This window comes from Legionellales bacterium, assembly GCA_026125385.1.
Lineage (GTDB): Bacteria > Pseudomonadota > Gammaproteobacteria > JAHCLG01 > JAHCLG01 > JAHCLG01.
Map to the genome: position 1 here is coordinate 1 of JAHCLG010000016.1, position 14,203 is coordinate 14,203.

The 14,203-nt window shown below is 40.7% G+C and carries 14 protein-coding genes and 1 tRNA gene; 4 read left to right on the forward strand and 11 right to left on the reverse strand.

All coding sequences use genetic code 11. The annotated features are described in order from the left end of the window. Window positions 1-247 precede the first annotated feature (247 nt). From KIT27_07325 to rpsU, 5 genes are all read right to left on the reverse strand, one after another. Window positions 248-324, reverse strand: a tRNA-Ile gene (locus KIT27_07325). A 62-nt stretch (window positions 325-386) separates the two neighbouring features. Beyond that, a complete protein-coding gene (gene rpoD / locus KIT27_07330) occupies window positions 387-2,252 on the reverse strand; it encodes an RNA polymerase sigma factor RpoD (GenBank protein ID MCW5589463.1) in 1,866 nt (621 codons plus the stop codon). 192 nt (window positions 2,253-2,444) lie between these two features. Next, window positions 2,445-4,208: a DNA primase gene (dnaG, locus tag KIT27_07335; protein ID MCW5589464.1), complete on the reverse strand. Its 1,764-nt coding sequence runs from the start codon at window positions 4,206-4,208 to the stop codon at window positions 2,445-2,447. A 44-nt stretch (window positions 4,209-4,252) separates the two neighbouring features. Then, window positions 4,253-4,699, reverse strand: a complete 447-nt coding sequence (locus tag KIT27_07340; GenBank protein ID MCW5589465.1) for a GatB/YqeY domain-containing protein — start codon at window positions 4,697-4,699, stop codon at window positions 4,253-4,255. Between the two features lie 20 nt (window positions 4,700-4,719). Then, window positions 4,720-4,965, reverse strand: coding sequence for a 30S ribosomal protein S21 (gene rpsU / locus KIT27_07345; GenBank protein ID MCW5589466.1), 246 nt, complete (start codon window positions 4,963-4,965; stop codon window positions 4,720-4,722). A 285-nt stretch (window positions 4,966-5,250) separates the two neighbouring features. Between rpsU and KIT27_07350 the strand changes: the two genes are divergently transcribed. Continuing rightward, window positions 5,251-6,549 (forward strand): MATE family efflux transporter, encoded by a 1,299-nt coding sequence (locus tag KIT27_07350; GenBank protein ID MCW5589467.1) that lies wholly within the window; start codon window positions 5,251-5,253, stop codon window positions 6,547-6,549. A 14-nt stretch (window positions 6,550-6,563) separates the two neighbouring features. Beyond that, complete coding sequence (tsaD, locus tag KIT27_07355) at window positions 6,564-7,577, forward strand: tRNA (adenosine(37)-N6)-threonylcarbamoyltransferase complex transferase subunit TsaD (GenBank protein ID MCW5589468.1); 1,014 nt, start codon at window positions 6,564-6,566, stop codon at window positions 7,575-7,577. Between the two features lie 41 nt (window positions 7,578-7,618). Here the strand turns inward: tsaD and plsY are convergent, their stop codons facing one another. Next, window positions 7,619-8,230, reverse strand: coding sequence for a glycerol-3-phosphate 1-O-acyltransferase PlsY (gene plsY / locus KIT27_07360; protein MCW5589469.1), 612 nt, complete (start codon window positions 8,228-8,230; stop codon window positions 7,619-7,621). An 83-nt stretch (window positions 8,231-8,313) separates the two neighbouring features. On the opposite strand from plsY, the gene orn reads away from it, so the two are divergent. Beyond that, window positions 8,314-8,862, forward strand: a complete 549-nt coding sequence (gene orn / locus KIT27_07365) for an oligoribonuclease (GenBank protein ID MCW5589470.1) — start codon at window positions 8,314-8,316, stop codon at window positions 8,860-8,862. A gap of 3 nt (window positions 8,863-8,865) precedes the next feature. Then, window positions 8,866-9,366 carry a peptidyl-prolyl cis-trans isomerase gene (locus KIT27_07370; protein ID MCW5589471.1) on the forward strand — a complete coding sequence of 167 codons (501 nt, stop codon included), beginning with the start codon at window positions 8,866-8,868 and terminating at the stop codon, window positions 9,364-9,366. A gap of 1 nt (window position 9,367) precedes the next feature. On the opposite strand, the gene KIT27_07375 is transcribed toward KIT27_07370, so the two are convergent. The 5 genes from KIT27_07375 to queG form a co-directional block, all read right to left on the reverse strand. Next, window positions 9,368-9,967, reverse strand: a complete 600-nt coding sequence (locus tag KIT27_07375) for a membrane integrity-associated transporter subunit PqiC (protein MCW5589472.1) — start codon at window positions 9,965-9,967, stop codon at window positions 9,368-9,370. Window positions 9,968-9,970: 3 nt separating this feature from the next. Next, complete coding sequence (locus KIT27_07380) at window positions 9,971-10,897, reverse strand: MCE family protein (protein ID MCW5589473.1); 927 nt, start codon at window positions 10,895-10,897, stop codon at window positions 9,971-9,973. Between the two features lie 265 nt (window positions 10,898-11,162). After that, window positions 11,163-11,936 carry an ATP-binding cassette domain-containing protein gene (locus KIT27_07385; protein MCW5589474.1) on the reverse strand — a complete coding sequence of 258 codons (774 nt, stop codon included), beginning with the start codon at window positions 11,934-11,936 and terminating at the stop codon, window positions 11,163-11,165. Continuing rightward, window positions 11,933-13,051 (reverse strand): MlaE family lipid ABC transporter permease subunit, encoded by a 1,119-nt coding sequence (locus KIT27_07390; protein MCW5589475.1) that lies wholly within the window; start codon window positions 13,049-13,051, stop codon window positions 11,933-11,935. Before KIT27_07390 ends, KIT27_07385 begins: the two co-directional genes overlap by 4 nt. Further along, window positions 13,033-14,127: a tRNA epoxyqueuosine(34) reductase QueG gene (gene queG, locus KIT27_07395; protein MCW5589476.1), complete on the reverse strand. Its 1,095-nt coding sequence runs from the start codon at window positions 14,125-14,127 to the stop codon at window positions 13,033-13,035. Before queG ends, KIT27_07390 begins: the two co-directional genes overlap by 19 nt. Window positions 14,128-14,203 lie beyond the last annotated feature (76 nt).

The following is a 14,203-nucleotide window of genomic DNA, read 5'->3' on the forward strand; positions in this document are numbered from 1 at the left end:
CTCGCCTCTGAACCTCGGGTGTAGCCGGCTCTCGGAGGGCGGGACTGGATCCGGGCTGACGGTTAGCAGTTGATCGCTCATCTTATGACTCCTTCTCTGCCGACGCCCACCCGCTCCAGCAGGTCAAAGGCGTTACGCAGCGCGTGATCGGCGGTGGAGTCCGCCAAAGCAGAACGCCGCGTGCAGGAAGGAGGATGCCCGATTAGTCATAGGTTCGGGGCGTTTCCTATCTCCTGAGAGATGACAATGGTGGGCCCTGCTGGATTTGAACCAGCGACCAATCGATTATGAGTCGACTGCTCTAACCAACTGAGCTATAGGCCCGTAATAACTGCTTTATTCAAAGTGCGCATTATAACCGCATCTTCTAACTAAGCCAAATGCGGTTATTGATCGTCTTGTTCTAAGAAGCTGCGCAATTGCTCGGAACGACTCGGATGACGGAGTTTGCGCAAGGCTTTGGCTTCAATTTGACGGATGCGTTCACGCGTCACATCAAATTGTTTACCCACTTCTTCCAACGTGTGATCGGTATTCATATCAATACCAAAACGCATTCTTAATACTTTGGCTTCTCTTGGAGTGAGAGTGGATAAAATTTCTCGCGTTGCTTCGCGTAATCCCGACATCGTTGCGGAATCGACCGGCGATAAAATGGTGGCATCTTCGATAAAATCGCCTAGATGTGAATCTTCATCATCGCCAATCGGAGTTTCCATAGAAATCGGTTCTTTAGAAATTTTTAATACTTTGCGAACTTTATCTTCCGGCATTAGCATGCGTTTGGCTAATTCTTCGGGGCTGGGTTCTATGCCAGTTTCTTGTAAAATTTGTCGCGATACCCGATTTAATTTATTAATCGTTTCAATCATGTGGACTGGAATACGAATGGTTCTCGCTTGATCGGCAATCGAGCGAGTAATCGCTTGACGGATCCACCAAGTAGCATACGTTGAAAATTTATAGCCGCGACGATATTCAAATTTATCGACGGCTTTCATTAATCCAATATTACCTTCTTGGATTAAATCTAAAAATTGTAAACCACGATTAGTGTATTTTTTGGCGATAGAAATCACCAGACGTAAATTGGCTTCGACCATTTCTTTTTTCGCACGGCGTGCTTTGGCTTCACCAATCGACATGCCGCGATTGACATCTTTGACTTCACTTACTGATAAGTTGGTTTCATCTTTTAAATTAATTAATTTTTTGATATGACGTTGAATGTCGACTTTATAGGGTTCGATGCGGGTTGAAAATTCGGCGTCGTTTTTGCAAAGTTCTTCAAACCATTCTAGATTAGGTTCTTCTTTTGGATAAACCATAATAAAGGTTTTACGGGATAAACGTCCTTTGCCCACACAATATTTCATGATGGCTTTTTCTTGTTCGCGGACAGTATTTAAAATACTGCGCATTTTTTTAATGAGTCTATCCAGTTGACGAGAAGTTAATTTAAATTGCAAAAAGAATTCAGAGAGTTCATTGGCAATTTTTTTGGTATTTTTATGTTCGGCACCGTGTTTTTTGAGGGCAGCGAAATATTTCGTGTGAAGCTCACGCAATTTAAGAAAGCGTTCGCGAGCAATTTCAGGATCGGGGCCGGTTTCGATGTCGGTTTCCCCATCACCATCGCCGCCTTCAGTTTCTTCATCTTCTTCAAAGTTACCCTCAGTACCGGCTTCTTCGAGCATGCTCCCTAAATTACTGACAGGCGCTTCTTCCTCTTCCAAGTCGGTGAATCCAGAAATTAAATCACTTAAGCGAACTTCTTCACGCGTGACTGCGTCGTAGAGATCTAAAATTTCACCAATGATAGTGGGGTAGGAGGCTAGGGTGGTGAGTACTTGACGAATGCCTTTTTCAATGCGTTTAGCAATCGCGATTTCACCATGACGTGTGAGTAATTCCACAGAACCCATTTCGCGCATATACATGCGAACAGGATCGGTAGTGCGACCAAATTCACTATCGACGGCGACTAATGCAGCAGCCGCTTCTTCGACGGCCTCTTCGTCAGTCATGTCTTTATCGTCTAACAGCATGGTATCGTTTTCGGGAGCCACTTCGTATACTGTGATCCCCATATCGTTGATCATGCCGATAATATCTTCGATTTGTTCTGGATCGACGATATCTGGCGGTAAGTGATCGTTGACTTCCGCGTAGGTAAGGTAACCTTGTTCTTTACCGCGTTTGATTAAAAGTTTTAATTGAGATTGCTGCTGTTTTTGATCTGAATGTGTCATGGGTTGTGGCATCGTTCTTAGCTTAAGAAAATCGTGCATTATATCCCTGAGCATAAACAAAAGCTATAGCTTTATGCGATGACTGCAGAGACTTCCCTATTATCAGCAGCTCAGGTTGGGCTGTGATAATCGAGGGCTATTCTAACATAAGCACAGTAGAACTGGAAATATACTCTCATGTTTTGAGTATAATTACGTCGTTGCTGGTTTTTTTTGCGCTTGAATTAACTGCTGCAACCGCTGTTTTTCGTCAATCGCTAATTCACCGCGCATAGCTTTCATCATGAGTTGGTCGATTTCTTGATTTTTATGGATGTGGATCAATTTTTGCAGCGTATCATTTAATTCTTGCGCCAGCCCATCCGCCGGAATTAATAATTCGTGACTGGCTAATTGCGTTAATAATTCTTGATCGGAGTGATTACGCCAATATTCTAAAAGATGCGCCGTGGTATTGAATTGTTGTTGTTGAAGTGTTTTTAATACCTGTTGTAACAAAGTTAAATCGGGTTGTTTAATCGTTAAAAAATAATCGAGATGCTCGATTTGCTGAATTAACTGCGGGTACTGGATCAAAATGGTTAGCGCAGTGCGAATGGGTAGAGATAATAAGTGAGGCGACGGTTTATTGGTGGCTACAGCGGTTTCAGGTTCGGGTATTTTAAAAGGATCGGGTTCTATAAAACGTTGTAATTTTAAAATATCCATCCCCAAACGTTTGGCTAATTCTTCTAATAAAATAGTTTTTAAAATAGTATCGGGCATTGGTTTTAAATAATCGGCGGCAAGTTTGGCAAGATGCGCCATACCCTCGCGATCGCGAGATGTCACTTGATTTTCTAAATGTTCAAAGAAAAATTCGCTTAATGGAATGGCGTGTTCCAGTTGTTGTAAAAAGCCATCGCGTCCTTGTGCGCGTAAAAAACTATCGGGATCGGCGTCATTGGCTAAAAATAAAAAACGAATTAATTTATTGTCGGGAATAATTGGCAATGCCGTGGTCAGTGCGCGTGTCGCTGCTTGGCGACCAGCCCTATCACCATCAAAACAAAAAATTAATTCCTCACAATTACGTAATAAACGTTTGAGGTGTTCGGCCGTGGTGGCCGTGCCACAGGTTGCCACAGCAAAGGGAATTTCATATTGAAATAAGGCGATGACGTCTAAATAACCTTCAACGACAATGAGTTTTGAAATCTTGCGTTGAGTTTTTTTGCATTCATAAAAACCATATAACGCATCGCTTTTGTGATATAAATGAGTTTCTGGTGAGTTTAAATATTTAGGTTCTGCGGCATCGATAACTCGTCCACCAAAGGCAATCACTCGCCCTCGTTGATCTTTAATCGGAAACATAATGCGATCGCGGAAGCGATCGTAATAACGGTTTTGATCGTTTTTAATAATCATTCCTAAGCGGACGAGTTGCTCTTTGCTCTCTTCGGTTTTAACGAAAGTATTCACCAGATGATCCCAGCCTGGTGGCGCATAACCGATAGCAAATTCTTTAGCGATGTTTCCAGATAAGCCGCGTTTTTTTAGATAATCAATCGCGGGAGGATACGCGCGTAATTGTTGTTGGTAAAATTGCGCGATTTGCGCCATCAATTCATAATCGGAATCGGTAATATCAGGTGCTGTTTGCTGGTGGCGATATTCATAGGGGACACTGACGCCAATAAATTCACTTAAACTTTCGATGGCATCTACAAAATTTAAGCCATCAAAATTCATGATAAAACCAATTGCATTCCCACTTTGACCGCAACCAAAACAATGATAAAACTGTTTAGTACTGGAAACACTAAAGGAGGGCGTTTTTTCTTGATGGAATGGACAACAGGCTACGTAATTATTGCCGCGTTTACGTAAGTTTACGCGGGTGCTGATTAATTCAACAATATCGACACGATTCAGCAATTCATCGATAAAAGATTTTGGAATGTGTCCACTCATAGCGCGATGATACCGTTATCGACAATCGTCAGGGAATGTGCGATTTATTGAGGTAACCGTTGTTTAATCAGTTGGCTGATTTTCCCCATATCGGCACGGCCTTGAACTTGCGGTTTGACCATGCCCATCACTTTACCCATATCTTTAACCGCAACGGCTTGAGTTTCCGCCAAGGCTTTATCGATTATGGCTAAAATTTCAGATTCGCTTAAAGGTTCTGGCAAATAGGTTTGAATAATGGCAATTTCCGCTTGAGCCTTAGCAACTAAATCATCGCGATGTCCTGCTTGAAATTTATCGAGGGCATCGCGTTGTTCTTTAACCATTTTAGTGAGAATGGTGATTAAGCGTTCATCGTCCACCGCAATGCGTTCATCGACTTCGATTTGTTTGACTGCTGCCATAATCATGCGCAGTATCGATAAACGATCGGTATCACGTGCTTTAAGAGCAGCTTTAACATCGTCATTAATGCGTTGTTTTAGCGTGATATCACTCATCAACCTTCCTCTTAAGCCTGTTTGCGATTACTGCTTCTGCCTTTTTTTTCGCGACCTAGTATAGGATTTTCACGGGTGGCTTTTTTAATATAACGTTTGACTGCCGCAGCCGCTTTGCGTTTACGCACTTGGGTGGGTTTTTCATAAAACTCACGACGACGCATTTCTGAAAGAATACCGGCTTTTTCGCAAGCACGTTTAAAACGACGTAGTGCTACGTCAAATGGTTCATTATCTCTAACCCGAACAGTAGGCATGTATTTATTCACCTCATTAAAATTGTAAACTCAAGCTCAAATGCGAGATTTCCTCTCTGCATAAGGCGCAAGATTGTAAACGAAAAGAGGGGGAGAATGCAAATTTGCGATGCGCGCTTAAGGTTTAGTTAGTTAAATTTGCCGAAGTTGGGGCATTTTGGTAATTTCTAGTCTCTGGGACTTACTCCTCTTGTTCATTTAAGGCTTATCTTGTCATTCTCTTTGAACAGGCTCTTAAAGGATGATGAGCAGCATAATCTTTGCAAATAGGTAATCAATAACATTATGCAATTCAATACAAAAATTCCTAGGATGGCATTTCCACTGATTCTATCGAATATCAGCGTGCCGCTGCTGGGACTCTGCAATACTTTTATTGTTGGGCATTTGCCTAGTAGTGATTATCTTGCGGCTATTGGTTTAGGTGCAATGATATTTAATTTTTTATACTGGGGATTGGGTTTTTTTAGAATGTCTAGCACAGGTTTGATAGCACAATTTTATGGCGCAGACAACCAGCAAGAAATCAACGATACGTTAACTCACAGCATGGGCTTGGCTCTTGCAATAGGGTTATTACTTATAATATTACAATACCCTCTGTACCAACTAACGCAATTATTTATTCACGCTACCCCAAACATCCAGTTTATATTAAGCCAATATTACTTAATTAGGATATGGGGCGCACCGGCAGTATTAATCAGCTTTGTCTTGGTGGGTACGTTGCTGGCTCTACAAAAATCTTCTGCTACCTTACTATTATTAAGTTTTACCAATATCCTTGCTATTGTACTTTCTATTGTTGCAGTTTACGTGTTTCATTTAAATATAAAAGGGTTGGCGGTTGCTGATATCATTGCTCAATATGCGGGTCTGGTAGTTGGTTTTGTTATTTTATCTCACTATTATGATCTGAAGAATATTATCAAAACGACCAAGTTTAAGCTCAATAAAATCAAAGTACTTCTGTATATTAATAGCGATATTTTCATTCGCACAGCATGTATTATTATCGTATTCTCATTCTTCACTATTTGGAGCAGTCATATTAGTAGCCTGATTTTAGCGGTGAATACGCTGTTAATGAATTTTTTTCAAATTATTGCCAATGCCTTGGGTGGTTTTGATAATGTTGCAGAGGCTTTGGCAGGCGAAGCGTTAGGTAAAAAAAATTCTGAGTTAATGAAAAAGGTCATTTTTGATGTGGGAATTTGGGTGTTATTGTTTAGCTTATTGCTAACAATTATTTATTTTATTTTTGGAAATAGTCTAATAAACATCATGACTAATCTAACCAGTGTGCAAGTAGCGGCATATCAATACATGCCATATGTTGCTTTACTACCACTCATCGCCTTTCCAAGTTTTTTATTGGATGGTATTGCGATTGGTGCTAATCTTTTTAAAGAGATGCGAAATAGTATGATCATTACTTTGATCCTATCGTTTATAGTATGGTTAGCTTTGAGTAAATATGGTAACGTCGGATTATGGATATCCTTTTATAGCTTCTTCATTTTTCGCGCAATATTTTTAGGTTATTATATTTGGAAGCTTTATTTTAAAAATTGTTATGATTAATTTGAGTTTTTGCAATGAATATACTAGGTATCGAGACTTCTTGTGATGAAACGGGTATTGCGATTTATAACAGCGAACGAGGATTGCTGGCGCATGAACTCTATAGCCAAATTCCTGTTCATGCGCAATATGGTGGCGTGGTTCCTGAGTTGGCATCGCGGGATCATATTCGTAAAATTTTACCCTTAATTGCAAATACCTTGCAGGAAGCAAAGCTCACGAAAGCAGATTTGCACGCCATAGCCTATACTAGCGGTCCAGGATTAGTCGGCGCTTTACTCGTGGGGGCCAGTGTTGCAGAAAGTTTAGCCTTTGCGCTGAATATTCCCACCATTCCCATTCATCATATGGAGGGACATTTATTAGCTCCTTTCTTAGAAAATAAGCAACCGCAATTCCCATTCACCGCCTTATTAGTTTCTGGGGGACATACCTTATTAATGCAGGTGCACGCATTAGGAAAATATCAATTATTAGGTCAAAGCATCGATGATGCGGTTGGAGAGGCATTCGATAAAACCGCTAAATTATTGGGTTTATCCTATCCTGGTGGGCCATTACTCGCACAATTAGCAGCGCAAGGACGAGCCAATCAACTTAAATTGCCCCGTCCTTTACTGACACGTGCTAATTGTGATTTTAGTTTTAGTGGTTTAAAAACGGCGGTATTAAATAGTTTTCAGCAAAGCGATCACAGTCCACAATTTTGCGCGGATTTAGCTTTGGAATTTCAAACGGCGGTGGTGGATATTTTAATTAATAAAGTACAACGAGCATTAACCATGACGCAATCTTCACAATTAGTTGTTGCGGGAGGGGTAGGGGCCAATGTGGCGTTACGCACCGCATTGCATGAATTTGCCGAGCAAGCCGGGATCGAATTATTTTTTCCCCGTCCAGAATTTTGCACCGACAATGGCGCAATGATTGCTTATGCGGGTTTTTGTTATTATCAACAGCGCGTGCTGAAAACAGATTATCGAATTGAAGTGAAAGCGCGTTGGCCATTAACCGAGATGGATCGTTGACGGCCAAATCAAGATTTCAGGAAAAAAACCACACCACAACACTATTCATCTAGAGTCGACAATTTTTTGCCGATTTTAGGTTCGCTGCCATCTAAGAGGCGTTCGATGTTACTCCAGTGTTTCACTACGATGAGAATGGCTATTAACAATAGACCGAGAAAATAATGGGAATTGCCGAAAAATTCATTCATAGCGGGAGCACTGGTAATCGCCATAATTGAGGATAAAGAAGAATAGCGAGTGATAACAGCAACCACGAGCCAAATGATCAATGCACTAAGCGCTAAAATGGGCGATAGCCCTAAAAAGCCGCCAAGTGCGGTGGCTACACCTTTGCCACCTTTAAAGCCATAAAATATTGGTAAGATATGACCTATTACCGTCGCGAATAAAATTAATGCTGCAGCTAAGCCATCCATACCGCAGAGTTTTGCAATACTGACAGCAATAAAACCTTTTAGAGTGTCTAATAAGAGCACGCACAACGCGGCAGATTTTCCGGCGATACGTAAAACATTCGTAGCACCGGCGTTGCCAGAGCCATGCTTTCTGGGATCAGGAAATCCTTTTATTTTGCAGAAAAAGACAGCGCTTGAAAATGATCCTAAACAATAGGCCGCTGCTAACAAAACATAAAAAAACGTGATTTTCATGATGTCTCCACAAGAAAAATTGGATTTTGATCCGTTAATTTTGCATACTACACCTCTTTTGAACATTTCGGAATAAAAATATGATGCAACCTGATGCAGAAAATTTAATTTGGATCGACTGTGAGATGACGGGCTTAAAACCCGAAAGCGATAAATTAATTGAAATCGCCGCTGTGGTTACCGATAAACATTTAACAATTTTAGCGGAAAGTCCTGTCGTTGCCATTCATCAAAGCGAAACGATTTTAATGGCAATGGACGAGTGGAACACCACCCACCATTCGCAGTCGGGTTTGTTAGATCGAGTGCGTTCTAGTCAGTTTTCTGAAGTAGATGCTGAAGAAATTATTTTAAATTTTATTATGGAATATGTGCCGCCGCGTAAATCACCGATGTGTGGGAATAGCATTTGCCAAGATCGCCGTTTTATTTATCGCTATATGCCAGCGCTTCACGATTATTTTCATTATCGTAACTTAGACGTGAGTTCTGTTAAAGAGTTAGCTGTGCGTTGGAAACCGGCAATTATGCCTGGATTTAGCAAAGAATCAAAACATTTAGCACTGGAAGATATTCGCGACTCTATTGCTGAATTGTGTTACTATCGCGAACATTTTTTTAATTTGGATTAGAGTATGATTACGATTAAAACAACATTAGGTGATATTAAAATTGAATTAGATCATGAAAATACCCCTATTACCGTAGAAAATTTTTTAAATTACGTTAAGCAAGGATTTTATGAAGGTACTGTATTTCATCGTGTGATCAATAATTTCATGATCCAGGGCGGTGGTTTAACCGATAATCTCGATCGCAAAGAAACCCTCGATCCGATTGAAAACGAGGCAGATAAAGGTAAATCTAATAAACGTGGCACTATTGCCATGGCGCGCACCAACGATCCTCATTCTGCCACGTCGCAATTTTTTATTAATGTTAAAGACAATGATTTTTTAGATTTTAAAACCAAATCACCCAGTGGTTGGGGTTATTGTGTGTTTGGTGAAGTTGTTGAAGGTATGGATGTGGTGGATGCGATTAAATCAACACCAACAACGTCACGTGATGGTTATCAGGATGTGCCTAAAGAAACTATTTATATCACCGCAATTTTAGAAACAGTGGATGCGTAAATTAAGTGTTAGTCACACAAAATTGCGCTAACTGCTGCATTAATTGTGCAATGGCTTGATTCGCGGCATGGACGCCAGCGTAAGGTGAAATACTGTTAACAGGAACGCCAATGGAAATTTCACGACTGGCGATAATTCTTTCGCTGCTAGCATTGACTAATTGCGCGCGCAAGGTAATCAAAAATTCACTTTCTGCTGTGCTTGACGCATAAAATACGCGTTGAAAACGAATCAGCTGACTATCCAAGCGATATTCAGTCACACCAGTAAACGGTGAACTCACCACCGCGCGATAATGATGGGTGCGATTTAACGTATCGACCATAATCGGTAAAAGCATTTGTGCGGGTGGGGCAATCCAACGGTTTTTAGTGTAATACTGGATAAGCCAATTCTGCTGGAAATAAGCCATTTTTTCGGTTTTTAATTCAGGAATTGCTTCTGGTGTGGTGATTAAAATCGAGCGATGCAGGTTACGCGCTACGGGGATCGCTAAATTCGGTGCAACCGTAAACGTATTCATGGTGGAAGTAGCTTGGGGAGCGAGAAGGTTACAGCCACTGAGTAGAAGAATACTCATTAATAACATTAAATATTTCATGTGTTAAGATTCCCCAGGACCCGGCGCTGCGGGTAATTTACCGCGAATTAACATCGCTGGATTGTGTTGTAATTCATTGGTCAAAAAACTTAATTTTCCGCTTAAATTGGCGAAGTTTTGCAAGGCATCGTACAATTGCGGAGTAATTTGGCTGGTCACTTGATTTAACGTTACCGTGCCTTTTTTCACCGCTATAGCAAATTGTTGACTGGTATTTTTGACACTTTCACTCATACTTTGTAAATTTAATAAAGTTTTATTGGCATTTTGGGTGAGTTGTGGAAATTGTTGGCTAGCAGTGGCGGTATTTTTTAACACCACATTTAAATTATCGAGAAGCGTATTTAAACGTTCAGAATTTTTGGCCAGTACGCTGGTGGTATTTTGTAAATTATTTAAAATGGATTTGAACGTTTGTTGATTTTGATCGTCAAAAACGGATTTTATTCCTTGAGTGATGTTATCCAAATTTCCGGTTAAGTTACGTAATGCCGTATCAAGACGCAAAAATAACGAAGGGCGAGTTTGAATGACGGGATAATCTTGACCTGGCTCAATGGTGAGTAATGCGGCATGAGGTGAGCCTCCGCGTAATCCGACATAAGCAAGGCCAGTTAATCCTTGGCTTTCAATGGTAGCTGTGGTATCGGTGCGGATGGGGGCATCGCTTTCAATGTTTAATAATAAGCGTACTTGCGAGGGATCGTGGGGATTTAAACTGATGGAAGTGACATAACCTACTTGCACACCATTATATTTCACCGGCGATTGCACCGATAAACCCGAGACAGATTCGTGAACATTGGCCACATAGGTTGTGTAATGTTTACTGGAAACGCCCGTAGTGAGCCAAACAATGGAGTAGATTAAGGCAATCGACAAGGCAATGATGAAAATACCCACTACCGTGTAATTCACCTTTGCATCCATGTGCGCTAAGCCTCTGTTTGAATGAAATATTAATCGCATGATTATAGCATCTTGCAGGGGATTTAATAGATTTGTTTAACAAATTTTAAATGGAGAAAGCTAAGCGCCCAGGTTTTACTATGAAGCGAATAAACGTAGATGTACCTTCCTGGATGCTGGATTCTTTGGATAAAGAAGCCCAGAGAATTGGTACTACTCGTCAGGCGTTAATAAAATTCTGAATTGCCGATAGACTCGACAAATATTCTAAATAACTTTGTTTTTTTCACAGATACGCAGCTTGAGCGTTTTTCGCACGCGGACTGTTAAAATAGGCGTGAATATCGGGATCGTTCGATTGTGTTAATGCTGACATCGAATCCACGGCTAATACTTTTTTTTGCCCTAAAAAAGCCACGCGATGACTGACTTTCCACAAGGTATCTAAATCATGAGTGACTAAAATAATCGTTAAACCTAAAGTCTTATGTAATTCTAAAATTAAATCATCAAGAGCACCTGCACCATTGGGATCGAGTCCGGCGGTGGGTTCATCTAAAAATAATAAGGTCGGATCTCTGGCTATGGCTCGTGCTACCGCGACGCGTTTAATCATCCCCCCACTTAATTCAGCGGGATACAACTGGCTTGCCGACAGGGGCAAGCCAACGAGTTGCATTTTGATTAAGGCAATTTCATCAATCATTTTTTTGGATAATTGTGTGTGTAAGGTTAAGGGAAAAGCAATATTTTCTTGCACGGTTAACGAGGAAAATAAAGCGCCTTGTTGAAACATCACGCCAATGTTAGGTTGAATTTTTTGTCTCTCATCAAAACTGAGTTGAGTAATATCGTGATTAAAAAGAGTAATGGATCCGCGCGTGGGGGGATGAAGCATGAGCATTTCGCGCATTAACGTGGTTTTGCCACTCCCACTGCCGCCGACGATGGCTAAAATTTCTCGCGAGTAGACGGTTAAATCAATATTATGATGAATGCATTTATCGCCGAAAAAAGTCGATAAATTACGAATTTCAATAATCGGTTTAGCTTCACTCATAAATTATTCCAACTGAATAAAATGGAAAAAGCGGCATCGGTGACAATAATCAAAAAAATAGCAATCACGACACTTTTTGTCGTGTTTTGCCCAACACTTTCCGCACTGCCAGTGACGCGAAAACCTTCGAAACAGCCCACGCTGGCAATTAATAATGCAAACACAGGCGCTTTAGATAAACCAATTAACAAGTGGCGGAGTGCGACGTTTTCTTTAAATCGAATTAAAAAATCCGCATAGCTGATACCCAACATTGATTTTGACATGAGCATGCCCCCTAATACACCAAAGCCATCTGCCCATACAGTTAATAATGGGAGAGCAATCATTAAACCGAGAATTTTAGGTAAAACCAGTAAGCGCGTTGGCGATAATCCTAGTGTGCGGAGGGCATCTAATTCTTCTTTGGCTTTCATGGTGCCAATTTCTGCGGTAAAGGAAGAACTGGTGCGGCCGGCAATAATAATAGCAGTAATTAATGGGCCAAATTCACGAAAAATTGCAATGCCGAGTAAATCAACAATATAAATTTCTGCGCCATAACTTTGTAATTGCACACCCATTTGATACGCTAAGACAACGCCAATTAAAATGGAAAGTAATCCCACGATTAACAAAGCACGAAATCCGGTTTTATCGATCGTAGCAATAATCGCTTTGAAGAATAAACTTTTCATGCGGAGAATTTCACGCGGGCGCACACAAACAGTTTCACCTAAAAAACTTAAAAATGAAATGCCTTCGCTAATAGCGGCAAATGACATTTTGCCTAAACGATATAAAAAAGAATGTTTCGAGAGACTCGCTGGTTTTTCTAAGGCATGGTGTTGATCGCGAATTAAGTTAAATAATGTTTGTTGTTCGTCATTAAACCCGATTAATTTAAAATTGAAATGACGTTGAGTTAAATCTTCGGCCAGATGACATAATGCTAAAGCGCCGACACTATCGAGTTGTGAAATTTTAGTGACATCGATGGTAATGTCTTCTTGAGGAAATTGATTTTTTTCAATGCGGGGTAGCTCGTGGCAATATTCGGCAATCCACATTCCTTTGCAGCTAATCGTATGGGTATGTTGATGATAAACCCAATTCGCTAATGTTGTTTCATCCATGTCTTATCACCGTTTAATCGTTTTTGCTCTTGTTGTTGTAAAGCCCAGAGCACATGTTCGCGCACTAAATCGTTATCGTATGCTTTTTTTTCTGTTAATGCGAAAATTATTTTTTCATCGAAGGGTGCATTGCCCAGCGCTACCGCAATATTACGCAACCAACAGGCATAACCAATGCGACGAATTGCAGATCCTTCCGTTTTTTTAAAAAAGGTGTTTTCATCCCAGGCAAATAATTCTAAAAGAGTACAATTATCGAGATGGTGACGGGGTAAAAAATCGGTTTCTTCAGTCATTTGAGCGTAGCGATTCCATGGGCAAACTAACTGGCAATCATCGCAACCATAAATACGATTACCCATTAACGGACGTAATTCTTCTGGAATCGAACCGCGTAATTCGATGGTTAAATAAGAAATGCAACGGCTGGCATTTAATTCATAAGGTTTGACGATTGCTTGCGTCGGACAAATTTTCAAGCAGGCTTGGCATTTTCCACAATGACTTTCAAGTGGTTTATCGGCTGGTAAGGGTAAATCGGTATAGAGCGTGCCGAGAAAAAACCACGATCCTGCCTCACGGTGGAGTAAATTGGTGTGTTTACCCATCCAGCCTAAACCGGCTTTAACGGCAAGCGGTTTTTCCATAACGGGTGCGCTATCGGCAAACGCTCGATATTGAAAATCGCCAATCTCAGTTTTTATTTTCAACGCTAATTGCGTTAAGCGTTTACGAATTAATTTATGATAATCCCGCCCTAAAGCGTAACGCGAAAGATAGGCATGGTCACGTTTTTTTAATAGCGAAAATAATTCTACATTGGGTGGTAAATAATTTAAACGCACACAGATCACACTTTGCGTGTTGGGGATTAATTGTTGTGGTTGTGCGCGTAAACTGGCATGACGTTGCAGATATTGCATCTCACCGTGATACTGTTTTCCTAACCATTGTTGCAAAAATTCGCTGGCTTGAGTTAAATCGGTGTCGCTGATCCCAATCTGTTGAAATCCAAGCTCACGTCCCCAGAGTTTAATGTGATTTGATAACTGTGCGTAGTCGATAGACTGATTCATTTAAACAGGTGCATTACATTCTTAATTGCGCTTATTGTATACTCATGCGCAAGTAATTGCGACAGGACAGATGATA

What these genes read in the sequence shown, in the direction of transcription:
- rpoD (MCW5589463.1), bottom strand. Translation starts at nt 2,252, where the DNA reads ATGACACATTCAGATCAAAAACAGCAGCAATCTCAATTAAAACTTTTA.
- dnaG (MCW5589464.1), bottom strand. Translation starts at nt 4,208, where the DNA reads ATGAGTGGACACATTCCAAAATCTTTTATCGATGAATTGCTGAATCGT.
- rpsU (MCW5589466.1), bottom strand. Translation starts at nt 4,965, where the DNA reads ATGCCTACTGTTCGGGTTAGAGATAATGAACCATTTGACGTAGCACTA.
- KIT27_07350 (MCW5589467.1), top strand. Translation starts at nt 5,251, where the DNA reads ATGCAATTCAATACAAAAATTCCTAGGATGGCATTTCCACTGATTCTA.
- tsaD (MCW5589468.1), top strand. Translation starts at nt 6,564, where the DNA reads ATGAATATACTAGGTATCGAGACTTCTTGTGATGAAACGGGTATTGCG.
- plsY (MCW5589469.1), bottom strand. Translation starts at nt 8,230, where the DNA reads ATGAAAATCACGTTTTTTTATGTTTTGTTAGCAGCGGCCTATTGTTTA.
- orn (MCW5589470.1), top strand. Translation starts at nt 8,314, where the DNA reads ATGCAACCTGATGCAGAAAATTTAATTTGGATCGACTGTGAGATGACG.
- KIT27_07370 (MCW5589471.1), top strand. Translation starts at nt 8,866, where the DNA reads ATGATTACGATTAAAACAACATTAGGTGATATTAAAATTGAATTAGAT.
- KIT27_07375 (MCW5589472.1), bottom strand. Translation starts at nt 9,967, where the DNA reads ATGAAATATTTAATGTTATTAATGAGTATTCTTCTACTCAGTGGCTGT.
- KIT27_07380 (MCW5589473.1), bottom strand. Translation starts at nt 10,897, where the DNA reads ATGGATGCAAAGGTGAATTACACGGTAGTGGGTATTTTCATCATTGCC.
- KIT27_07385 (MCW5589474.1), bottom strand. Translation starts at nt 11,936, where the DNA reads ATGAGTGAAGCTAAACCGATTATTGAAATTCGTAATTTATCGACTTTT.
- KIT27_07390 (MCW5589475.1), bottom strand. Translation starts at nt 13,051, where the DNA reads ATGGATGAAACAACATTAGCGAATTGGGTTTATCATCAACATACCCAT.
- queG (MCW5589476.1), bottom strand. Translation starts at nt 14,127, where the DNA reads ATGAATCAGTCTATCGACTACGCACAGTTATCAAATCACATTAAACTC.